Origin of the sequence: Thalassotalea sp. LPB0316 (genome assembly GCF_014898095.1) — a bacterium.
Taxonomy (GTDB): domain Bacteria; phylum Pseudomonadota; class Gammaproteobacteria; order Enterobacterales; family Alteromonadaceae; genus Thalassotalea_G.
Genome location: NZ_CP062946.1, coordinates 1682247 through 1706127, shown reverse-complemented (window position 1 = coordinate 1706127; position 23881 = coordinate 1682247). Strand labels below are relative to the sequence as shown.

Below are 23881 nucleotides of genomic sequence, written 5' to 3'. Positions count from 1 at the left end.
CCTACTTCAATATGCTATCAACCGTACCTTGGGCTAGCGGGTGATAACCAGGTCGTGCAACTTGATAAACGCTAGCAGCCCACGCTTTACCTTCTGGTGTTTGCGCTAAGGTTTTATATAGCGGCACAATGAGTTTTCTGCGACCAATACCAATCAGGTAGTTTTCCATCGCAGGATAAATTTCCTGATAACCAACGCGTAGAGACAACAAATACCAAGCATGAGCTATCTCTGCGTTACTACTGGTCGTTAACTGATAGGTGTTATCTAGCTTAGTCATCCAATCAAGTGATAAGTCTAAAGGTAGATTATTGATAAAGTGCAACCACTCATGAACAGTCCAGTTTTGAGTCGGTAGCTGCTCAAGCGTCATTTTATTGCTCAGTAAATCGAAAATTTGTTTATCGATTGTGGTAAACGCGTCACTCGTTGGTTTTTGCGCAAATGCTGGCAGGCCTTGTTCATAAATCCATTCGTGAACTTGCTTTTGTGTCACCACGCCTGGGTATTTATTGATCAGGTTTTTCAGGAGATATTGTTCAAAAGCTTTAGTACCTAAACTTTGAAATGCGTGATCATCAAAATACTGCTTAATAAACTGGTCGAACTTTTCTCGGCCGTATTGCTGCTCTAGATAAACCAAAAATTGTTGGCCTTTAATATACGGAACACCAGAGAAGGCATCGTCGGGATCTCGTCCAGCTAAGTCTATGTAGAGCTGAGTATCACCTGGAGCAAGTTCAGCTAATTCGTAGCCTAAACTTTGCGTGTCTAACGACTGCTCCATAATAGCCCGCTTACGGCCAAATACTTGTTCCATAATGCGGTTTTCAACGTAACTTGTGAATCCTTCATTTAACCACAAATCACGCCACGTTTCATTGGTCACAAGATTACCCGACCAAGAATGGGCTAATTCATGAGCAATTAAGTTAACTAGACTCTTATCACCGGCGATCACCGTTGGCGTAATAAATGATAGTCTTGGATTTTCCATGCCACCAAAAGGAAAGCTCGGCGGTAAAATTAACAAGTCGTAGCGACCCCAACGATATTTGCCAAATAACTTCTCAGTTTCATCAATCATCTGTTGAGTGTCATCAAACTCAGCCACAGCCGAATCAACAACGCTTGGCTCGGCATAAATACCGGTTTGCTCACTCATCGCTTTAAACGTTAAGTCACCGGCAGCAATGGCAATTAAATAAGGCGGGATAGCCTGTGGCATTTTGAAATAATAATCACCGTCACGCTCTGTACTTGGCTCATTATTTGCGCTCATCACGGCCAATAGGTGCTTTGGCGTTTGAATGCGAGCGTCGTAAGTCATGCGAACGCTTGGCGTATCTTGAATAGGCATCCAAGAACGTGCGTGAATTGCCTGAGACTGGCTAAACATAAACGGCTGCTGTTTACCCGCAGTTTGTGCAGGGGTTAGCCATTGTAACCCTGAAGCTTTTGGGGTTGAGTGATAGTAAATGCGTACTGTTTTAGCTTGAAAGCTAGGCGTTAGCGTTAGCTTTTGCCCTAAAACATCATCGTATTCGCCTAGACTAAAAGGTACAGACTGCCATTGACCATTTGCTGTTTTAGCCATCGCATGTTTGATCACTAGATCTCGAGTATCCAAGGTGATTACCTTAGTGGTATTGGTTGACCAATTCAGTGACAACTCAGCAAATCCATCAAGTTGCTTATTGTCGAAATCAACCATCAAATCTAAATATAAGTGAGACACTTTGACCTGTTGATAATTGGCATAAGTATAGGCATCTTCTTGTGCCCAACTTAAACTAGAGACCAATAAGCTCACTAAAACTAACATTCTTGTAACAGACAAGATTTTTCTCCGACAAATAAAAAGGTCTAAAGGTTGTCACAACCTTTAGACCTGTTCAATAGATTTATGGTTTATTCTTTGTGTTTCTAGGTATCTAGGGTTTATCCATTCTAATGACTACACGTCTATTTTGCTCTCGGCCAATGACGCTTTGGTTTGAAGCGATGTGACGTTTTTCACCATACCCCGTTGCAGTAATTCGATCGACGTCGATGCCAGCCTCAACAAAATACTGCTGGATTTTTGCCGCGCGGCGTTCTGCGAGCTTTAAGTTTGGCCAACGACCACCGTAACTATCAGTAAATGCATCGATTAACACTAGCTCGAGTTCGGGATCAAGCGCTAAATACTCAGTGATCATCGCAATGCGCTTTTTCGATGGTTTCGTTAACTCGTCAGTGTTAAGTTCATAATTAAGCACTGTGTAGGCTATATCTTCAAAGCTGTAATTGAGCAGGTTACCAAGACAGCCGACAAAATCTTGATAGGCTTTTGAAAAGCGCGCTGGTGATAAACCAACCGCTACTTTGTTATTGTCGTTATACCAGTCTTGATAGAACACTTTGGGATTCATGCCTTGCTCAAGTTCACTTAGCATGGTCCAAGCAACTTTCTTCTCTAAACTCGGTGAAAACTGCTTGTGTAAATCCATTTGAGCAATCACTCGACCTCGATGCCCAGGCTTCCATCGCGGTGGTAACGAACGCACCTCTGCTACACCATATGTATCGGGTAAACGCAACATATCAAGCTCAAACTGCATATTCATTTGTCGGTTTGCAACCGAAGAAAAAACGGCTTCACCATAATTTGGGATCTGGTGTGATAGCGTGCATTTTAACCTTGAATTTTCAGCGAGTTGCCAGCTAGAGTCGTTAAGATCTGCCTCATAATGGCGCACCATGGCCTGACTAGAAAAAGCCGTTACTAGTGCGCTTACTGCAAAAGGTAATATTTTCATCATCAAGTCACTATCGTTAATCGTCAGTCATTATATCGGCTTAGAGCGCATTAACTTTAATATAATTTTATTTAAAAATAGAAATAAGCCTTAGCTTCAGGCCAATTTTCTGAGATAATTGTACCTTTATTTTATTGCATTATCTCAAGTTCATGTCACAAGCTAGCACCCACTCGGAAAATCATACAGATTCAAATGCTGACAGTCATAAAAAAGCAAAGTCTTTATTGGCTCAGCGCTTTCGTGGCTATTTTCCGGTCGTTGTCGATGTTGAAACTGCTGGCTTTAACGCCCAAACGGACGCTTTATTAGAAATCGCAGCAACCACCTTATCAATGGATGAAGATACGGGAGAGTTGTCGCTCGATGAGAGTATTAGCTTTAATGTAGAGCCGTTTGAAGGTGCCAACCTTGAACCCGCCGCCCTAGCTTTTACCGGCATTGACCCAACCCACCCACTACGTGGTAATGTCGAAGAATCAGAGGCACTTAAAACCATTTTTAAGCTAATTCGCAAAAAGATGAAATTAGCAGGTTGCCAACGCGCGATCATGGTCGCTCACAATGCGTCATTCGATTTAGGCTTTGTCAATGCCGCCACCGAAAGAACTAAAATCAAACGCAGTCCATTTCACCCGTTTGTCAGCTTTGATACTGCAACACTTGCCGGACTCGCTTTAGGTCACACTGTGTTAGCTAAAGCTTGTCAAATCGCAAATATTGAGTTTTGTAACAAAGAAGCCCACAGCGCGCTGTATGATACCGAACGAACCGCAGAGCTTTTCTGCTTCATAGTTAACAAGTGGCAAGCCTTAGGAGGCTGGCCAATGCCCGATGCCCTCAACGAAACAAACAGCGGCACAAACAGCGACTAAAACCTCGAGGGTTGAAATACCCGGTTGTGAAATCGACATAGCAAATGTCGCAACCCAATCACGATCAAGCCAATCGCTGATAGCGTGATCGCAACATGTTGGCTGATATAAATTAAAGTCAAAGCAACAAAACCATAAAAAAATGGCAGATATTCGTACATTAGGTGGGGTAAATGCGCTTTTACTGTGCGCTTGCCAAACGGGTGTTTTGTTCGATAAAAAAGGTGGTACTTTACTGTTGTAACACTCGCCCAACAATAAAGTAAAACCGCAAGCAATAGCACAATAGCTTGAGCGTTAGTTATCACCGCCCAAAGACAAAAACCAAAAGATATAATTGGTAAGTATTTCATGATCATTCCTTAATCAAAGAGACTTCCATTTAATACCAATTCAATCTTGAAACTTCTCAAATAATGAATTGGTATGATTTCGAACAAAAAGTCTAGGTCGAATAAACAAAAAAGCCAGCATAATGCTGGCTTTTTATTAGACAATTTTTTAATTAAAAACTACGTTATATGTTTATTAATTATAATTTGTCAGCGTTGTCTGATAAGTAAGATGCTACACCTTCAGGCGATGCAGTCATACCATCGTCACCTTTGTTCCAACCAGCAGGACATACTTCACCGTGCTCTTGGTGGAATTGAAGTGCGTCAACCATACGGATCATTTCGTCAACGTTACGACCTAATGGTAAATCGTTAACGACTTGGTGACGGACATTGCCTTCTTCGTCGATTAGGAAAGAACCACGGAAAGCAACGCCTGCTTCTGGGTGCTCAACATCGTATGCTTGACAGATTTCGTGTTTAACGTCAGCAACTAAAGTGTATTTAACTGGACCAATACCACCTTCGTTAACTGGCGTATTGCGCCATGCATTGTGAGAGAATTGTGAATCGATAGAAACACCAATTACTTCAACACCACGAGCTTGGAATTCTTCCATGCGGTGATCGAAAGCAAGTAACTCTGAAGGACAAACGAAAGTGAAGTCTAACGGGTAGAAAAATACAACCGCTTTTTTACCTTTAATAGCTTCACTTAGGGTAAACGAATCAACGATTTCACCAGTACCTAGCACTGCAGCAGCGGTAAAATCTGGTGCAGGACGACCAACTAATACACTCATTTTATTCTCCAATATTTTTTTAAATATTATGTGTAAAGTAAACTGTTAAATAACCAGCTATCCATTAAGATGCGGATTAAAAAAATAAATTCTACAGCAATGTAAATTTTTATGCGTTTTCACTATCGGCTTGAGCCGCTTCTTTCACCAACTCTTGTAACTCACCTTGTTGGTACATTTCCAAAATAATATCACAGCCGCCGATTAATTCACCGTTGATCCACAACTGTGGAAACGTTGGCCAGTCAGCATATTTTGGTAACTCAGCACGGATATCTGGGTTTTGTAAAATATCTACGTATGCAAACTTTTCACCGATAGACATCATTGCCTGAGCAGCTTGAGCTGAAAAGCCACAACTCGGTAATTTTGGTGAGCCTTTCATGTACAATAAAATTGCGTTTTGAGAAATCTGTTCTTTAATACGTTCAATCGTATCCATAATAACCTCTATCGTTTAGCTTATTAAGTTATCGTGACGCTACGGTGTAATTTCAAGTCGAGATCATTTTTTTTATCTTCTATAAAAAAACAAATCAGTCTTGATAAAACCTGTGGTAAACCCCACAAATATGAGTAAAATAAGCTTATCTTTAAAAACTTGAGTATTTTACTAGGTTTTTAACAAAAGCAAACCGTTTCTTTGCTTTTGTTCAAGATCAAAATTACATAAACCATTCCTGGAGAGAAAAATGGCAATTGAATTACCAGCGTTACCATACGCTCAAGATGCACTTGAGCCACACATTTCAAAAGAAACTTTGGAGTACCACTACGGTAAGCACCACAACACCTACGTGGTAAAGCTTAACGGCTTAATCGAAGGTACAGATTTCGCAGGCAAATCTTTAGAAGACATCGTAAAAACTTCTGAAGGTGGCGTATTCAACAATGCTGCTCAAATTTGGAACCACACATTCTACTGGAACTCATTAGCACCAAATGCTGGTGGCGAGCCAAAAGGTGCTTTAGCTGATGCAATCAATGCGCAGTTTGGCTCTTTTGATGAATTCAAAGCTAAATTCAACGACAGTGCTGTCAACAACTTTGGTTCAAGCTGGACATGGTTAGTGAAAAATGCTGACGGTAGCCTAGCGATTGTGAATACTTCAAACGCTGCTACGCCATTAACTGAAGAAGGCGTTACGCCATTAATCACCGTTGATTTATGGGAACACGCATACTACATCGATTACCGCAACCTACGTCCAAGCTACATGGAAGCATTCTGGGCATTAGCTAACTGGGATTTTGCTGAGCAAAACTTCGCAGGTTAATTTCCCAATAACTATGTAAAAACGGGGTTAAAGCGCAACGCTTTAACCCCGTTTTAGTTTTAACGATAAATCGCAGTGATTTAGAAAGTCGCGACTACCTTGACACTGCCATCGACACTGCCGGCATCAACATAGCCTATAGCACCCGGTGTACTACTGACAAAACTAACAACATCCGCATCAGAGCCTAACTCTTGTGGCGGCTTGCCTTTACCAGAAAACACCTGTTTAGACCAATATGCCTTTACTTGGCTTGCGCTTTTACCTAATGCATTGCTTTCAAAGGCATCACGTGTTGCTGAGCCAGCAGCAAGGTTAACCGGTGTAATTGAACTGCCGTCACCAAATTTTTTCATCTTACCAAGGAATATCCGAGATACGTCATCTGCAGCAACGCTATTGCCATTAGATGCGCCAACAATTACCGCTACTTCGGCAAGCACATTAGAGGAAAAAACAAGCGTAACAGCGATTAAACTCGAGAATAATTTATTCATAACTTCCTCCTAAAATACCGTGACTAAGGCCATACGCAATAAGCTCGCATCACCATTTGAGTCAAGATCATCAGAAAAGTCTGTATACTCAAACTTCAACGCAGCTGAATCGTGAAAATCCCATCTAGCTCCAAGTGTATAGAACATGGTATCTTCTTTTTGCGACTGCGTAGCGCCATTGGTATTGGCGATTAAAAAGTCGAGTGTAGGATCAACCCCAACAGGAACATCATTTGTTAAAATAACCCCATCGTTATTATCTTTACCAACAGTAAAGTGATAAGTCACGCTATTAACGCGTTTACCTAGCATAACGTAATATGAGTCATTATTATTTAGGAAGTTATCGCCAGCATCAATCTCTGTATATTCAGCATTAACTAACCAGTCGTTGTAATCGATCTGAAAACCTACCTCTAAGAACTTACCATCGTCATTCTCTACTTTTAACAGATCGCCAATGCTGGCAAACGGCGTTTGACTCCAGCCTGCTGCTAATGCATCTACTCCAGCTACAGGGATTGTCGATGTAGCAACAGCATATGCCACCCGAAAGGTAAACCAGTCTCTTGAAGCAGTAAAAGACAATGCTGCAATGTCATCGAAGTTAGGTTTAACAACATCACCTGCAATAACAGCTTCATTATCATTGGAGCCATAAGTAAAGTGAGTTGTCGTATCAAAACTACCTAAAGCAGCCGTGTAGATAAAACCAACGCCATCAAAGGTATCAAATGGCAAGCTATAAACGCCTTCTGGTGGTGTAATCCAAGGGTAAGCATAAGATACATCTAAAAAGTCTGAATACATGTAAAATGGTGCCCTTTGGCGCCCAACTAACATACGTAAGTTATCATTGAAATCATAACTTAAATAGGCCCAAGCAAAATCAGGATCCCAATCATTATCACCTTTTGCTAGTAATTGCGCGGTTACCCCTAAGCCACTACCTAAATCGGCACTGGCTTGTAATGCAATCAACGAGCCTTTATCAAAACTTATATCATCATCAAAACCGTAAACTGAATCGCCACTCGATAAGGTTTGGCCTGCGACAATAGAGGCAAAACCATTCCAATTAATGTCGACAGCATTTGCGGATGTCGATATAAGTGTTGCTATTGCTAGCGCACTTAATTTTGTTTTCATACTTGCTCTCCCCGCCATAATTGGCGTTATTTCATGTAATTGAGTTTATACTTTAAATTTAGAGGTCACATCTGCTAACTCTGCGGCTAGCTCGTTTAATTGATTAGACACCGAAGCTATTTCATTTGATGCTGTCGACGCTTCGTCGGCGCAGTGTTGAATGTCTTCAACTTGTTCAACCATCAAACCAGCAACGGTGTTTTGTTGCTCTGTTGCAACAGCAATTGCACCGTTCATATCTGAAATAGTATTAACCGTGCTTGTGATCACGGTGAGGCGATCACCGGCTTGATTCGCACTTTCAACAGATGCTTCAACGCGTGAGCGTGAGCTATCCATCATTTCTACTGCTTTACCCGCTGCAGATTGCAACTGTTCAAGCATTTGGTTGATTTCTTCGGTTGACTCTTGTGTTCTCGAGGCCAAGTTGCGAACTTCATCAGCAACAACGGCAAAGCCTCTGCCCTGCTCACCGGCACGTGCAGCCTCAATCGCGGCGTTTAACGCAAGTAAGTTAGTTTGCTCGGCAATCCCTTTGATCACGTCAAGTACCACATTTACGCGGTTGGTATCTTCTTGGAGTTGATTAATAGTCTCTGCGGCACTTGTTACCGTAGTTTCTAAATCTTTAATACCATCAACAGTTTGCTGGACAACTTCACGGCCCTGTTCCGCCTCGTTATTTGCGTTGTTAGCAGCATCAGCGGCATCTGCAGCATTGCGCGTAATATCAGCTACTGAATGGCTCATTTCCTGTACAGATTGACGAGACTGAACAACGGCACTACTTTGCTTTTCGAACGATGCTATGGTTTGGTTTGATAAACCTTGAATGCGATGTGCGGTGTCGGCAACTGGACCAGCTGTATCAACGACATTCTTGATGACTTTCTGTAACTTCTCAATGAAGCTATTAAACCAATGCACGAGTTCGCCAATTTCATCTTGGCTTTGCGTTTTTATTCGAACCGTTAGATCGCCATTTTCTTGGGCAATATCTTTCATCGAAGCAATCAGTTCAGCTAGACTACGCTTGGTAATTAACGAGATAGGGATTGCCACCGCGAACAAGACCGCAATCGTGACAATACCGATAACGATCCCCGTTTGAGCTGTCGACTCAGTTTTATCAACTACCGACTCAAAAGCTTGATTAAAAGATGCCAAACGCGCAGATTGAAAGTTTTTGACATCTTGTTTAACTGATTCAAATTGGTTGTTAATTTTCGCAGCATTATCGGCTAACTTGTCAAAATCGGCCGTGCCATTAATCATTTGATTACTCAATTGACTCGCTTGCTTAAGATAATCGTCAAAATCAGCTAACCAAGCTCTAACAAAACGTCCACTGTCAGGATCCAGTGACGCGACGGCTAACAACTCATCATTGATTTCGGTTGCTGTTTCTTGCGCCTTATCAACGAGCTCTGATTCCCCCATAGTCGCAGCATTGGCGAGCGTTTCTTTGATCTTATCTAAGCCGACCAACGCAGATTCTGCTGCAGTTAGCAACCGAAACTCGACCTTGTAGGCATTGGTCAATAACGACTGAGTTTGTGACATTGTCACTAAACTGGTCATTAAATAAATACAAAACCCGATGGCTCCAACAACCGGTATGACGAGTATTTTTATTTGTATCGATAATGAACTAAACCAATTCATAAGTTATCTTCTCACCTGGTAGCTAAATAGTTATGTTTTCTTAAGTTTAGGAAACATCTCAAAAAATGCCTTATTTTTTATACAACTATAGGACAGTTTAATAAAAATAATGGAATAACTGGCCTTGCCCTTTGCAAAGTCAAGAATATTTCAAAACACATAAACGGCATAAAGTGGTAAATCACGCCATCAAAATATCCTCTACTGCCTTTGTGAAATACGCTAAACAACATAGCGTTAAGCGATCGTTAATGATGTAAATGGCAATAATTCGCAATGACTTATCTACTAATCTAGTGCAACAACTCACAGAAGCTTTTGTAACATTTTCACAAAAGCACTCGAAAAATTGACTAAACCAACTAGGCTTAAATTAGGTCTCTTGTTTTCTAGGTTGAGCAGAGCGTGTTTAGCTTTCACTAGTTTCTCAATAAGTCACTGACGATGAGTTGCCAGGGTTAAGCAAAATATAGTTAGCGCGATAGCGGTAATCATGTCGACTCGCTACGGTCAAACCTATTTTGCTAAAAACGTTGGAGGGGATATGTCTATTTTTCAACATTTTAAAACGCGTTACGACGAGGCGCTTGAAGAGCGTTACAGCATTCAACAATTTCTAGATATATGTAGCGATAACCCAATGGCTTATGCGAGTGCGGCGCAGCGATTATTGCACGCCATCGGTGAGCCAGAAATGATTGACACCTCAACTGATGCTCGCTTGAGTCGAATTTTCTCAAATCGCGTCATTGCTAGATACCCCGCATTCTCTGAGTTTTACGGTATGGAGGAGGCAATTGAGCAAATTGTTTCTTATCTTACTCACGCCTCACAAGGCTTGGAAGAGCAAAAACAAATCCTCTATTTGCTCGGCCCAGTAGGTGGTGGTAAGTCGTCTTTGGCTGAAAAGCTAAAAGCCCTGATGCAGCAAGAACCAATATACGTGCTCAGTGCTAATGGCGTGTGCAGTCCGTTAAACGACCACCCGTTTTGCCTATTCGATGCTGATGCTGACGGCAAAATACTGCAGGAAGAGTACAAGGTACCTAAGCGATATTTAAAAACGATTATGTCGCCATGGGCAGCTAAGCGTTTACACGAATTCAAGGGTGATATCGCTCAATTTGAAGTGGTTAAAGTCTACCCTTCTATCCTCGATCAAATTGCTATCGCCAAAACCGAGCCAGGGGATGACAACAACCAAGACATTTCTTCATTAGTCGGTAAAGTTGACATTCGTCAACTCGAACACTTTGCGCAAAACGATGCCGATGCTTACAGTTACTCTGGCGCGCTTTGCCGAGCAAACCAAGGGTTGATGGAGTTTGTCGAAATGTTTAAAGCGCCGATTAAAGTACTGCACCCCTTGTTAACCGCAACCCAAGAAGGCAACTACAACCCAACAGAAGGGCTTTCTGCACTGCCATTTGACGGTATTATTCTCGCTCACTCAAACGAATCAGAATGGCAAACGTTTCGCAACAACAAGAACAACGAAGCCTTCCTCGACCGCGTTTACATCGTCAAAGTACCGTATTGTATGCGCGTCACCGAAGAGGTCAAAATCTACAAAAAGCTGATTGAAAACAGTGAACTTAACCAAGCGCAATGCGCGCCTGATACACTTGAAACATTGGCAAAGTTTAGTGTTTTATCTCGATTAAAAACACCAGAAAACTCAAGTATCTATTCTAAGATGCGGGTGTATGACGGCGAGAGCTTAAAAGATACAGATCCTAAGGCTAAGTCATATCAAGAGTACCGTGATTTTGCAGGGGTTGATGAAGGCATGTCTGGCTTATCGACTCGGTTTGCGTTTAAGATCCTTTCGCGTGTATTTAACTTTGACCATATGGAGGTAGCAGCTAATCCTGTCCACTTATTCTATGTGCTTGAACAACAAATAGAACGTGAACAATTACCCCAAGAAACCGCTGAAAAGTATTTAAATTTTATCAAAGAGTTCTTAATTCCCGAATACATTGACTTTATCGGTAAAGAAATCCAAACGGCATATTTAGAGTCGTATTCCGAGTATGGACAAAATATTTTCGACCGTTATGTCACTTACGCTGACTTTTGGATCCAAGATCAAGAGTATCGCGACACGGAAACAGGCCAGTTATTTGACCGTGCAGCCTTAAACAACGAACTTGAGAAAATAGAGAAACCTGCTGGTATTAGCAACCCGAAAGATTTTCGAAATGAAATCGTTAATTTTGTCTTGCGAGCGAAAGCCAATAACAACGGTCAAAATCCCAACTGGACAAGTTACGAAAAACTCAAGTCGGTCATTGAGAAGAAAATGTTCTCTAATACAGAAGACCTCTTGCCTGTTATTTCCTTCAACACCAAGACCTCGTCTGAAGATCAGAAAAAACATGACAATTTTGTTGAGCGGATGATGGACAAAGGCTATACCCAAAAACAAGTTAGACTATTGTCTGAGTGGTATTTAAGGGTGCGGAAGTCGACCTAGAGCGAGGAGGTGCTATGGCTAATTTTATTGATCGACGACTCAATGCCAAAAACAAAAGTACCGTTAACAGACAGCGCTTTATTAGACGTTATAAGCATCAGATAAAGCAATCGGTTGAAGGTGCGATTAACAAGCGCGGTGTTACTGATATAAGCTCTGGTGAAGATGTCTCAATCACCAAAAAAGACTTATCTGAGCCAATATTTCACCGTGGTAAGGGCGGTGTCAGAGACCAAGTTCACCCGGGCAATGATCAGTTCAGCCCTGGAGATAAGATACCACGCCCTCAAGGAGGCCAAGGTCAGGGTGCTGGTGAAGGTAACGCAAGTAAAGATGGCGAAGGCAACGACGATTTTGTCTTTTCAATATCTAAAGATGAGTACCTCAATATCTTATTTGAAGACTTGGAATTACCCAATCTTGAAAAAAGTCAGCTCGATAAATTAGTTGAATTTAAAACCGTGAGAAGCGGCTATTGTGCTGAAGGTGTGCCTGCCAATATCGATATTGTCAAATCACTACAGGGTTCTATTGCTCGCAGGATTGCAATGACCAGCAGTAAGCGACGAAAATTAACGGAATTACAACACGCACTCGCCAAACTCACTGAGTCTCCGATAGATAATACAGCCGAAAAACAGCGACTTATTAAAGAAATTGACGAGTTGAAAGCCAAAATCGCTAAAGTGCCTTTTATCGACAGTTTTGATCTACGTTACCGAAACTACGCTAGACAAGCGGTTCCTACTTCAAAAGCCGTTATGTTTTGCTTGATGGACGTATCGGGTTCAATGGATCAAGCGACTAAAGATATTGCGAAACGATTTTATATCTTACTTTATTTATTTTTGACTAAAACATACCAATCAATCGATGTTGTTTACATCCGCCATCACACCCAAGCTAAAGAAGTTGATGAACAAGAATTCTTCTACTCACAGGAAACAGGCGGCACCATTGCATCAAGCGCCTTAGAGTTAATGAATCAAATCATTGAACAGCGCTATAGCGATTCAAAGTGGAATATCTACGGCGCACAAGCCTCAGATGGTGATAACTGGGCCGACGACTCGCCATATTGTCGTCAGTTGATGGAAAAACAGCTCATGCCTAAATGCCGTTACTTTAGTTACATAGAAATTACCAAACGCGCTCATCAAACGTTGTGGCAACAGTATGAACTCGTTAAAAAATCAACGCCACACTTTGCCATGGCGCACATCAAGTCGGTTGAAGATATCTACCCGGTTTTCAGAGAGTTATTTAGCAAAAAATCAGCTCAAGCAGCTTAAGGGGACTGATCATGGCTAAGCAAATACCACTAGATGATGGCCCAGACTGGACCTTCCCATTACTTAAAATATATCAAGATGAAATTGAACGGGTCGCTAAACACTACCAACTGAGTACCTATCCAAATCAAATAGAGGTGATAACAGCTGAACAAATGATGGATGCTTACGCCAGTATCGGTATGCCAATTGGCTACAATCATTGGACCTTTGGCAAAAAGTTTATTGAAACTCAACAAACTTACAAACGAGGTTTTATGGGCCTAGCCTATGAAATAGTCATCAATTCAGATCCTTGTATTGCCTACTTAATGGAAGAGAATTCAATGACCATGCAAGCTCTGGTGATGGCACATGCTTGTTATGGTCACAATTCTTTTTTTAAAAATAACTACTTATTTAAGTCATGGACAGATGCAAGCTCGATAATAGACTATTTACTGTTTGCCAAAAGTTATGTCGCAAAGTGCGAACAAAAATATGGTATCGATGACGTAGAAACTTGCCTTGATGCTTGTCACGCGTTAATGAACCACGGTGTAGACCGCTATAAACGGCCACAAAAACTCTCGCTCGATGAAGAATTAAAGCAGCAGGAAGCACGAGCAGAATATTTACAATCCCAAGTCAATTTGCTTTGGCGAACACTGCCAGAACAACAAAAAAGCAAAGTAAAAAAGGCTGATAAATTCCCGCGTGAGCCACAAGAAAACATTTTGTATTTTATTGAAAAAAATGCCCCTTTACTGGCTCCGTGGCAACGCGAATTAGTGCGTATTGTTCGCAAAATATCACAATACTTTTATCCACAAAAGCAGACTCAAGTGATGAATGAGGGCTGGGCTTGTTTTTGGCATTACACCATATTAAATCACTTATACGACGAAGGAAAACTCACCGACAAATTTATGATGGAATTTCTGCACAATCATACTAACGTCGTGGCTCAGCCAAGTTACAACAGCAAATTTTACTCGGGTATCAACCCTTATGCGCTAGGTTTTAATATGTTCATGGATATAAAGCGCATTTGCCAAGAGCCGACAGACGAAGACAAGCACTGGTTTCCTGACATTGCCGGTAGCGACTGGTTGAAAACCCTGCACTTTGCAATGGAAAACTTTAAAGATGAAAGTTTTATCTTGCAGTATTTATCACCGAAGTTGATGCGTGATATGAAGTTATTTAATATCCACGATGATCAGCAAAATAGTTATGTGGAGATAAGTGCTATTCACAATGAAGCCGGTTACAAAGAAATTCGCAGTAAACTATCACAACAATACAACCTCAGTATACTTGAGTCTAATATCCAGATCACAGAAGCTGATATCAACGGCGATCGCTCTTTAACCTTGTGTTACATACCACAAAACGAGGTGCCACTTGCTAGCGGACATCAAGAAGTGCTTAAGCACCTGCACTACTTGTGGAAATTTGATGTCAAACTCGTTGAAGATAATGGCGACGATGAACCGCAGCTGTTATCACAATGGCCTGAAAAAGAGACAAAAAAAGCGAGCTAATGCTCGCTTTTTTCTAACAGTACGGTTACTCAGATAACTCTTTTAACACGTCATCTTTTAATTCAAGCCATAATCGACCTGACTCGATACCATATTTACGCACAGCAAATACGGCTTCGTCATATTCACCTTTTTCTGCTAATTCCATTAATTTTTGATAATACTTACGTGAAATATCACGCCCTTTCGGATTTTCAAAGTACAAGCCACCAAGGCGAGAATACAATCCTGCAAAACCATTAAGAATGAGTAAATAAATAGGATTACCTGAAGCACTAGCGAGCTCTTTATTTAATCGAAAATCAAATTCAGCAAACGCTTCACCGTCATCGGCAACATCTTGATACGACTTCAGCAGCTCGATAGTTTTTTCAGGGTTGTTCTTAATCGCGCCGCGAACATAAATCGCACTGATATTGGTACGAGCCGACATTAAATTATCAACCAAGTCTGGGATCCCCTCTTGGTCGAGTTGAGCAAGCGTTTCTAATATATTAAGGCTAGATGTTTCCCAGAAATCGTTAACTTTTGTTGGTTTCCCGTGTTTTATTGTTAGCCAACCATCTCTTGCTAACCTTTGTAAAACTTCGCGCAGTGTTGTACGGGTTACACCGATCAATTCTGACAATTCTCGTTCCGCCGGTAAAATAGAACCTGGCGGGAAGCCCCCATTCCAAATAGATTCAACTATCCACTGCTCAGCAAAACCTGCAGGACTTTGTGCTTTAATTACCATGCGGTATTTCAAACCCTTATAACTTTAACAATTCAACTGATTGTACCAGAAGATTACTTTCAAACAAGTTTGATAAAATTTATTAACCTTATTTTGCAATTGTGGTAGGTTGTTTCCTACTTATACTATTAATATTGCAGAAAATAGTATGATATATTTAATAATAAAGTCAGACTTAAATTTGAGTTTGCACTAACACTAATAAATAAAGGTCTAACATGCAGCAATCATTTATGAGTGCGTTATACAAAAACTTTCTTGGCAACTCGCCAGATTGGTATAAAAACGCGATCATTTTCTTTTTAATCCTAAACCCTATTCTTTACTTCTATGTCAGCCCTTACATTGCCGGCTGGGCATTAGTGCTAGAATTTATTTTTACCTTAGCAATGGCATTAAAATGTTACCCATTGCTACCTGGTGGCTTGCTAGCCCTTGAGGCCGTTGTTATTGGTATGACGTCGCCATATCAGGTCATGCATGAAATACAAATAAATATTGAAGTATTATTACTCTTAATATTCATGGTAGCAGGCATTTATTTCATGAAAGACTTGCTGCTGTTCTTGTTTACTAAAATTATCACCAGAGTCAGATCGAAAAAAGTCGTTGCCCTACTGTTTTGTTTCGCCAGCGCATTCTTATCGGCTTTCTTGGACGCATTAACGGTTATTGCCGTTATCATCAGTGTTGCTGTTGGTTTCTATTCGGTTTATCACAAAGTTGCATCGGGTAAACAGCAACACCACGATCACGATCACACCCATGATGAAGAAGTAACAGAGTACTCTCGTGAAGATTTAGAACAGTTTCGCGCTTTCCTTCGCAATATTATGATGCACGCTGGTGTCGGTACTGCATTAGGTGGTGTTTGTACTATTGTTGGTGAACCACAAAACTTAATTATTGGCCACCAAGCGGGTTGGCAATTTGTTGAATTTGCGATTCGTATGGCACCAGTAACCTTCCCTGTTCTCATTGCTGGTTTAATTACTTGTTTTGCCTTAGAGAAGTTCAAATGGTTTGGTTACGGTGTTGAGATCCCAAAAAATGTATTAAAAGTATTAAAACAATACGACAGACAACAATCAAAAAACCGTACTAAACAAGACAAGGTGAAACTTGTTATGCAAGGTATCGTTGGTATTTGGTTGATTATTGCATTAGCACTTCATTTAGCTGCTGTTGGCTTAATTGGTTTAACGGTTATTATTCTTGCGACTTCATTTACTGGCGTTACAGAAGAACATCAAATTGGTCACGCATTTGAAGAGGCGCTGCCATTTACAGCACTACTTGCTGTGTTCTTTGCCGTGGTTGCCGTCATTATTGACCAAAAGTTGTTTACACCAGTGATAACTTGGGTACTTGGCTTTGAAGGTAACATGCAATTGGTGATGTTCTACCTTGCCAATGGTTTCCTCTCAATGGTCAGCGACAATGTATTTGTCGGCACTGTTTATATAACAGAGGTGAAGAAAGCGTTACTAGCGGGGCAAATTACACGCGACCAATTCGACTTACTTGCTGTTGCTATCAATACAGGTACTAACTTACCGAGTGTTGCCACGCCAAATGGTCAGGCTGCGTTTTTATTCTTGCTAACATCAGCTTTGGCTCCACTTATTAGGTTATCCTACGGTCGTATGGTGATTATGGCATTCCCTTATACCATCGTATTAACTATCGTTGGGCTATTAACTATTTCATCTGGCTTTTTAGAGTCAGAAACAAATGCTTTTTATGAACGAGGGTGGATACATCACCACACCGTTGAAGAAGCGGTAGATAAAGTCCCTAGCGGTCACTAGTATCAAACCAAACAAAAAAGCGCCGCTATAGGCGCTTTTTTCACGACAACAAGAACAACAGGAAGATCCGTGAAATTCTTTGCTAACTTACATAACAATCCTCAAGCTTGGTTATTACTCGCTTTTAGCGCCTTAGTGTTTGAAGGTTGCGCACTTTACTTTCAGTACATTTTGAATTTAGAGCCATGCATCATGTGTATTTATCAACGCGTAGCTGTATTGGGTATTTTGTTTGCCGGTATCCTAGGCTTCATCGGTAGCGATAATATTATTGCCCGTACGCTAGCGTTTGCAACTTGGGGCGTGAGTGCGATATGGGGTCTTATCATTGCGCTCGAGCACGTCGAAATGCAAACTTCAACGATGTCATTTTTGTTTAGTTGTGAAGTTGTTCCTAACTTCCCAAGCTGGGCGCCTTTACATGAGTGGTTGCCAAGTATTTTTGCTGCAACCGGTGACTGCGGAAAAATTAGTTGGCAGTTCTTAGGTTACTCAATGCCACAATGGATGGTGGTAGTATTTGCAGTTTATAGCGTACTTTGGTTAACAGTAACCGCCAGTACGATTAAAATCCATCGAAAGCTATAAGCGACAAATCAAAATAAAAAAGCACGCTTAACGTGCTTTTTTATCAATTTGAGTTTGATTGGCAAATGCCAAACAGCAAATTTAAGTCAACATTAAATAACTGACCGTAGAAACCACGGCAACGGTAATTAAACTCAAGACAAAGCCTTCTCTGACCATTTCTTTGATTCTCACTTTGCCTGTGCCGTAAACGATGGCATTAGGCGCAGTTGCTACCGGCAGCATAAAAGCGCAACTTGCACAAATGGTCGCCGGTACCATCAGTAATAACGGGTCATGCCCCATCGACGTTGCCGTTACGCCTAAAATTGGCAGTAATAGTGTGGCTGTTGCGGTATTACTGGTGATTTCAGTCAAATAGGTAATCACTAAACAAATGACCACAATCAACAGAAAGACATTGATATCAGCAAAGGATGTTAGCCAGTTGCCGAGAATGTCACTCAATCCAGACGCAACAAAACCTTTGGCAATGGCAATACCGCCGGCAAAGAGCAATAGCATTCCCCAAGGAATTTGCTGAGCCGTTTGCCAGTCTAACAATCGCCCCTTTTTGCCATCGGGTACGATAAACATAATAACCACAGCAGCTAAGGCGACCGTACTATCACCAATACCCGAAAGGCCAAATAATGCAGTCCAACCACCAAACGGCTCTTGTCGCGTGATCCATGCAAGTGCAGTTAAGCCAAAAACAATGAGTACTCTGCGCTCAGCAATAGTCCATGCTTTTAACGCAGGTAAAGACAAGCTCAGCTGACTTTTAACATGACGAGTCAACCACCAAGCCATTAATGGCAAGGCTATCACAACAACAGGTACACCTACCTTCATCCATGATAAAAAGCTCATATCGAGACCGGTAGTTTCTTGATATAACGCCATAAAAATAACATTGGGTGGTGTACCTATAGGCGTCGCCACACCGCCTAAACTTGCTGCGTATGCAATACCTAGCACTAACGCTATCGACAATCGGTGATCTTCAACATTGCGCAAAATAGCCAAAGCAATAGGTAACATAATCAAGGTTGTCGCTGTATTGGAAATCCACATACTCAAAATTGCCGCGGCTAGCATAAATGCAAACACCAAGCGTTTACCACTTGATAAGCCAACAAGCTTGATCATATAAATAGCCAGTCGCTCGTGAACATTACTTTTCTCAAGTGCTTTTGAGAGCATAAATGCCCCCATTAAAAGCAAAATAACATGGCTACCTAATGACGACGCGACTGCGCGATGATCAACAATGCCAAATAGTGGTAATAAAGCAAATGGGATAAGTGAGGTTGCCGGGATGGGGATAGCTTCGCTGATCCAAAGTATCACGGTTAATAAAGAGATACTTGCTGCAATTGCTGGTTTACTGTCTAAACCAGCAAAGGTTAGCGCAAAATAAAAACCAAGTGCAGCAAACGGCGCAAAAATAAGATAGAAGTTGTTACTTTTGAGTAAGTTCATGAACGCGATTCACCACTTCAACATATTGCTGCCAGTTTTGATTAGTCGTCATTTTTGTCCACTGATGTTGCTGTGTTGCAATGAGTTTAGCTAATCGTGTTTGCGATAACGGATCAATATTGAGATTGGCATTATCGATAATTTCAATACTTGCTGAGCGGCTATTACACACCAGTAACATATCGCATCCCGCCTGCTGTGCCGCTTCTGCTCGTTCAACATAGCCACCAATGTAGTGAGCGCCTGCCATAGTTAAATCATCGCTAAAAACAACGCCATTAAATCCTAAAGATTTGCGCAGAACTTCATGTAGCCAATACCGAGAAAAACCAACAGCATCTTTATCAACATCTGGGTAGATAACATGTGCAGGCATTATCGCATCAAGGTTACCATCAGCGATTAGTTGTTTAAATGGCAGCATATCATGCTGAAAAATCGTTGAACGCTCCCTTTTATCAATGGGTAAGGCGACATGCGAGTCCTCTTTTACACTACCATGCCCTGGAAAATGCTTACCCGTCGCTTTCATTCCAGCATCATGCATACCTTTGATAAAATACTTAGCAATATCAGCAACAGCCGTTGGCTCATGATGAAACGCTCGGTTACCTATGACCTCACTAATATTGTTAATATCAAGTACTGGTGCAAAACTAATATCAATGCCAACTGCAATAACTTCTATCGCCATAACATAACCACAAGCGTATGCATATTGTTGGCTTGTCGCTAAAGATTCACCACTTGAACGCCACAAGTCATACATCGCCGGAATCGCGGTAAACTGATCGCGAAAACGCTGAACTCTGCCGCCTTCGTGATCAACAGCGATTAATAAAGGTTGTCCCGCCGCTTGACGGATTGCTTGTGTTAACTGTGATACTTGTTGAGGTGACTCATAGTTTCGGCTAAACAAAATTATGCCGCCGACTAAAGGATGTTTCAGTAGCTCTTTATCTTCACCAGATAATTGGGTGCCCTGCACATCGATCATTAAAGGTCCCATTGTGGCCCTTCCTATTATTATTTGACGAAAAAAAAGCGACAATACCCATTATCGCTTTCAAGTAAATTTATCCTATTTAGGATAATTTGATAAGACTGCATTTTGCCTAAATCAACGGCGTAAATAAACAGATATTATTGAACCTGTTGAATAGGTGCTCCAACACCTGCTGCTACATATGGAATTAGCTTGGCGATTACGTCTTCAATCCCAACTTGATTATTGTAATCACTTTGAGCAATATCTATTAACGCATCGCTCGAAGACATGGTAAAGACCACGGTCCCCATGGTGAAGTGTAATCGCCAGAAAATTTCTTCAGCATCGAGTTCCGGATATGCTTTTTGGACAGCGGCAATGAAATTTTCAATAACCTGTGGATATTTAGTCGTAAGAAACCAACGCAAGAAGCCTTGAGAGTCAGTATAGCCTCGGCCAAGTAATTGTAGAAACGTTGCAGTACCATTTTCTCTAAATAAATTAAGTGCAAGTAAAGGTTCAACAAACGCAGAGAAAACTTCAATTAACGTTGGCTTGTCTTTGGCCTGAACACTATTCAACGTGGTCATTAAGCGAGGTGAAAGTTCGTTCATGTATCTTGACATTACCGCTTTAATCAACTCTTTCTTAGAGCCAAAATGATAATTGACCGCAGCTAAATTCACTTCTGCAAGGCTTGTTATCTCTCTTAAAGACGTGCCATTGAAACCATTGTCGGAAAAAAGCTTTTCCGCTGCATCCAATATTTTTTCTTTGGTACTCATCAACTACTCTAATCATAATACTGCGTTTTAAACATCTAGTTTAAACAGATGTTTTAGTTATTACAATATGGTTATAAAGTCGAGTAAAAGGATAACAAAAATATTTTTTATATTTATTTTGAACTTTATAAAACAGTAACACTCTTAGTTTACAGTGAATGTATTCCTTATGATGCCTGATCTGTCAATCAGCATTAAAGATTTTCGCTTCACTGTTATGAAAGCTAATTTATCCTCGCTTAAATTTTGACTTTCATACCTTGTTATACTCCCTTATTTTGAAGCTCGATTAATTCGAGCTTTTTTTTTGCCTGCCTGACGTAGATCAAAATGATTAATTACATTTGATAACCAATTACCAACAGTAATAAACATACTTAATCGTTAAGATAAAACCATCTTATTTAGGCAAAGCCTTTTTGAAGATTTTTTGTGATACTCCCCTTATTAACGGCTCATCTACTTTGATGAGCTTTTTTTTAGCTATTTCTCCAGCATTACAATTTTTAACTGATTGACAACAGTAAAAAACAGCGAGCTTAGATACTATGAAGTCATCTTATTGAGGTCGACGCCTTTTAAGAAATTTTTGTTATACTCTCCCTTATTGACAGCTCATCAACTTTGATGAGCTTTTTTTTATCTATTTCTCTAGCATTACAATTTTTAACGGATTGACAACAGTAAAAAACAGCGAGCTTAAATACAATGAAGTCATCTTATTGAGGTCGACGCCTTTTAAGAAATTTTTGTTATACTCTCCCTTATTGACAGCTCATCTACTTTGATGAGCTTTTTTTTACCTCATTTTTATGGGGATCTTCATGCTAGAGCTAGTTAATACATTGCGTTATACTGCTAGCGGATACGATAATAACTAGATGAAAGCCCATGAAAAAAACAATAAAACTCTCAGCGATAGCGACTGCGCTATTACTCACTATTTCGGGTTGTAACGATACAACTCCCCCAAAAAAAGCCACTGCTAACCAAGTAGCAAATCAACAATTAAGTCAGCAAGATGCGCAAGCTTTTTTAACTGAAGTAGAAAAACAAATGACGGCATTGGTAATTGATGCCTCACGCGCTGAATGGATCTATCAAAACTTTATCACTGAAGATACCAGTGCATTGGCATCAGAGCAGAACCAAAAATACACTGAAGCTGGTGTAAAATACGCAATGGAAGCGGCTAAGTTTGACAATGTTGAAGTGACAGACGAGCAGCGAAGAAAGCTTAACATCCTAAAACAGAGCCTTGTCATCCCTGCCCCGCAAGATTCTGAAAAATCAGCGGAACTTGCCAAGTTAGCAGCAGATATGGGCAGTATTTATGGCAAAGGGACTTACACGACAAAGTCAGGTGAAAAATTAAGCTTGGTTGATATGTCGGCCAAAATGGCCAGTTCACGTGATTACGATGAATTATTGGAACTTTGGCAAGGTTGGCGCACAGTTAGCCCTGCAATGAAACCTTTATATAGCCGCCAGGTGGTGTTGGCAAACGAAGGTGCTGAAGGCCTAGGCTATAAAGATTTAGGTGCAATGTGGCGCTCTAACTACGATATGACGCCAGACGATTTTGCCAATGAGCTCGATAGATTATGGGGACAAGTAAAGCCACTTTACGATGACTTACACTGTTATGTTCGCGCTGAACTAGGCAAAGAATATGGCGAAGACAAAGTACCACAAGACGGACCTATTCCCGCTCACCTATTAGGTAACATGTGGGCACAGCAATGGGGGAACATTTACGATCTGGTTGCCCCTGAAAACGCAGATCCGGGTTATGATGTGACCACTCAATTAGCCAAGCACAATTACGACGAAATCAAAATGGTTAAAGGAGCAGAGAACTTCTTTACTTCGTTGGGATTTGAACCACTTCCAGAAACATTCTGGACTCGTTCACTATTTACTAAGCCGGCTGATCGAGATGTTATGTGTCATGCATCAGCTTGGAGTTTAGATACCCAAGACGATATTCGCATTAAAATGTGTATCCAAAAAACAGGTGAAGACTTCTCTACCATTCACCATGAACTTGGTCACAACTTTTATCAACGCGCTTACAAAAACCAGTCAGTATTATTCCAAAATAGTGCTAATGACGGGTTTCACGAAGCAATTGGTGACACCATCGCATTATCTGTAACACCTAAATACTTAAAGGAAATAGGTCTTATTGATAGCATTCCTGATGAATCAAAAGATATTGGCTTATTAATGAAGATGGCACTAGACAAAGTGGCCTTCATTCCTTTTGGATTATTAGTTGATCAATGGCGTTGGAAGGTATTTTCAGGTGAAGTAACACCGGAAAATTACAACCAAGCGTGGTGGGAATTAAGAGAAAAATATCAAGGTGTTAGTGCGCCAATTGCCCGCGATGCTGACGCTTTCGATCCCGGTGCTAAATATCATGTACCAGCGAACACGCCTTACTCGCGTTACTTCCTTGCTCATATTCAACAGTTTGAGTTCCACCGCTCGTTGTGTGAGTTAGCAGGCAACACAGAAGCGATTCACCGTTGCTCTATTTACCAAAGTAAAGAAGCAGGTGAAAAGTTGAATTCAATGCTTGAGATGGGCTCTAGTCGACCGTGGCAAGAGGCCTATAAAGTAGTTACAGGTAGCGAGCAAATGGACGCAACAGCTATTCTAGATTACTTTGCACCTTTACATACTTGGTTAAAAGAGAAAAACCAAAACCGCCAATGTGGTTTTTAGTCAGCGGATAATAATATAAAAAAGGTAAGGCCATGGCCTTACCTTTTTTTCTTATACCAAATGAATTAAATAGTTAT

General features: G+C 40.9%; 19 protein-coding genes. 8 read left to right on the top strand and 11 right to left on the bottom strand.

Annotated features, from left to right (window positions below):
- Nucleotide 1: 1 nt before the first annotated feature.
- On the bottom strand, nucleotides 2–1825 hold the full coding sequence (locus LP316_RS07555; RefSeq protein ID WP_193023844.1) for a M1 family metallopeptidase: 1824 nt from the start codon (nucleotides 1823–1825) through the stop codon (nucleotides 2–4).
- 109 nt (nucleotides 1826–1934) lie between these two features.
- Complete coding sequence (locus LP316_RS07550; protein WP_319020990.1) at nucleotides 1935–2804, bottom strand: flagellar protein MotY; 870 nt, start codon at nucleotides 2802–2804, stop codon at nucleotides 1935–1937.
- Nucleotides 2805–2953: 149 nt separating this feature from the next.
- Between LP316_RS07550 and rnt the strand changes: the two genes are divergently transcribed.
- Nucleotides 2954–3676, top strand: a complete 723-nt coding sequence (gene rnt, locus LP316_RS07545) for a ribonuclease T (RefSeq protein ID WP_193023705.1) — start codon at nucleotides 2954–2956, stop codon at nucleotides 3674–3676.
- A 532-nt stretch (nucleotides 3677–4208) separates the two neighbouring features.
- Here rnt and LP316_RS07540 read toward each other — a convergent pair.
- Nucleotides 4209–4814 (bottom strand): peroxiredoxin, encoded by a 606-nt coding sequence (locus LP316_RS07540; protein ID WP_193023704.1) that lies wholly within the window; start codon nucleotides 4812–4814, stop codon nucleotides 4209–4211.
- A gap of 109 nt (nucleotides 4815–4923) precedes the next feature.
- Nucleotides 4924–5256 (bottom strand): Grx4 family monothiol glutaredoxin, encoded by a 333-nt coding sequence (gene grxD / locus LP316_RS07535; protein WP_319020989.1) that lies wholly within the window; start codon nucleotides 5254–5256, stop codon nucleotides 4924–4926.
- A 250-nt stretch (nucleotides 5257–5506) separates the two neighbouring features.
- Here grxD and sodB point away from each other — a divergent pair, with 250 nt between their 5' ends.
- Nucleotides 5507–6091, top strand: coding sequence for a superoxide dismutase [Fe] (gene sodB / locus LP316_RS07530; protein WP_193023703.1), 585 nt, complete (start codon nucleotides 5507–5509; stop codon nucleotides 6089–6091).
- A gap of 80 nt (nucleotides 6092–6171) precedes the next feature.
- Here sodB and LP316_RS07525 read toward each other — a convergent pair whose 3' ends face one another.
- From LP316_RS07525 to LP316_RS07515, 3 genes are read right to left on the bottom strand one after another with little or no spacing between them, the layout of a single operon-like run.
- Entirely contained in the window at nucleotides 6172–6588 is a 417-nt protein-coding gene (locus LP316_RS07525) for a substrate-binding domain-containing protein (protein ID WP_193023702.1), read from the bottom strand.
- Between the two features lie 9 nt (nucleotides 6589–6597).
- Nucleotides 6598–7737 (bottom strand): hypothetical protein, encoded by a 1140-nt coding sequence (locus LP316_RS07520; RefSeq protein WP_193023701.1) that lies wholly within the window; start codon nucleotides 7735–7737, stop codon nucleotides 6598–6600.
- A 45-nt stretch (nucleotides 7738–7782) separates the two neighbouring features.
- Complete coding sequence (locus LP316_RS07515; RefSeq protein WP_193023700.1) at nucleotides 7783–9402, bottom strand: methyl-accepting chemotaxis protein; 1620 nt, start codon at nucleotides 9400–9402, stop codon at nucleotides 7783–7785.
- A 544-nt stretch (nucleotides 9403–9946) separates the two neighbouring features.
- Here LP316_RS07515 and LP316_RS07510 point away from each other — a divergent pair.
- The 3 genes from LP316_RS07510 to LP316_RS07500 are packed head-to-tail and all read left to right on the top strand — an operon-like array spanning nucleotide 9947 to nucleotide 14699.
- Complete coding sequence (locus LP316_RS07510) at nucleotides 9947–11881, top strand: PrkA family serine protein kinase (protein WP_193023699.1); 1935 nt, start codon at nucleotides 9947–9949, stop codon at nucleotides 11879–11881.
- 14 nt (nucleotides 11882–11895) lie between these two features.
- Nucleotides 11896–13173, top strand: coding sequence for a YeaH/YhbH family protein (locus LP316_RS07505; RefSeq protein WP_193023698.1), 1278 nt, complete (start codon nucleotides 11896–11898; stop codon nucleotides 13171–13173).
- 11 nt (nucleotides 13174–13184) lie between these two features.
- Nucleotides 13185–14699, top strand: a complete 1515-nt coding sequence (locus LP316_RS07500) for a SpoVR family protein (protein WP_193023697.1) — start codon at nucleotides 13185–13187, stop codon at nucleotides 14697–14699.
- Nucleotides 14700–14724: 25 nt separating this feature from the next.
- On the opposite strand, the gene fadR is transcribed toward LP316_RS07500, so the two are convergent.
- Complete coding sequence (fadR, locus tag LP316_RS07495) at nucleotides 14725–15435, bottom strand: fatty acid metabolism transcriptional regulator FadR (RefSeq protein ID WP_193023696.1); 711 nt, start codon at nucleotides 15433–15435, stop codon at nucleotides 14725–14727.
- 218 nt (nucleotides 15436–15653) lie between these two features.
- Here fadR and nhaB point away from each other — a divergent pair, with 218 nt between their 5' ends.
- Entirely contained in the window at nucleotides 15654–17246 is a 1593-nt protein-coding gene (gene nhaB, locus LP316_RS07490; RefSeq protein WP_193023695.1) for a sodium/proton antiporter NhaB, read from the top strand.
- Nucleotides 17247–17315: 69 nt separating this feature from the next.
- Nucleotides 17316–17834 carry a disulfide bond formation protein DsbB gene (gene dsbB, locus LP316_RS07485; RefSeq protein ID WP_193023694.1) on the top strand — a complete coding sequence of 173 codons (519 nt, stop codon included), beginning with the start codon at nucleotides 17316–17318 and terminating at the stop codon, nucleotides 17832–17834.
- Nucleotides 17835–17915: 81 nt separating this feature from the next.
- Here the strand turns inward: dsbB and LP316_RS07480 are convergent, their stop codons facing one another.
- From LP316_RS07480 to LP316_RS07470, 3 genes are all read right to left on the bottom strand, one after another.
- A complete protein-coding gene (locus tag LP316_RS07480; protein ID WP_193023693.1) occupies nucleotides 17916–19298 on the bottom strand; it encodes an SLC13 family permease in 1383 nt (460 codons plus the stop codon).
- Entirely contained in the window at nucleotides 19279–20307 is a 1029-nt protein-coding gene (gene nagZ / locus LP316_RS07475) for a beta-N-acetylhexosaminidase (protein ID WP_193023692.1), read from the bottom strand. The genes LP316_RS07480 and nagZ overlap by 20 nt, the downstream gene beginning before the upstream one ends.
- A gap of 134 nt (nucleotides 20308–20441) precedes the next feature.
- Nucleotides 20442–21071: a TetR/AcrR family transcriptional regulator gene (locus LP316_RS07470; protein ID WP_193023691.1), complete on the bottom strand. Its 630-nt coding sequence runs from the start codon at nucleotides 21069–21071 to the stop codon at nucleotides 20442–20444.
- A gap of 891 nt (nucleotides 21072–21962) precedes the next feature.
- Between LP316_RS07470 and LP316_RS07465 the strand changes: the two genes are divergently transcribed.
- Nucleotides 21963–23804 (top strand): M2 family metallopeptidase, encoded by a 1842-nt coding sequence (locus LP316_RS07465; RefSeq protein WP_193023690.1) that lies wholly within the window; start codon nucleotides 21963–21965, stop codon nucleotides 23802–23804.
- The last annotated feature ends 77 nt before the right edge of the window (nucleotides 23805–23881 follow it).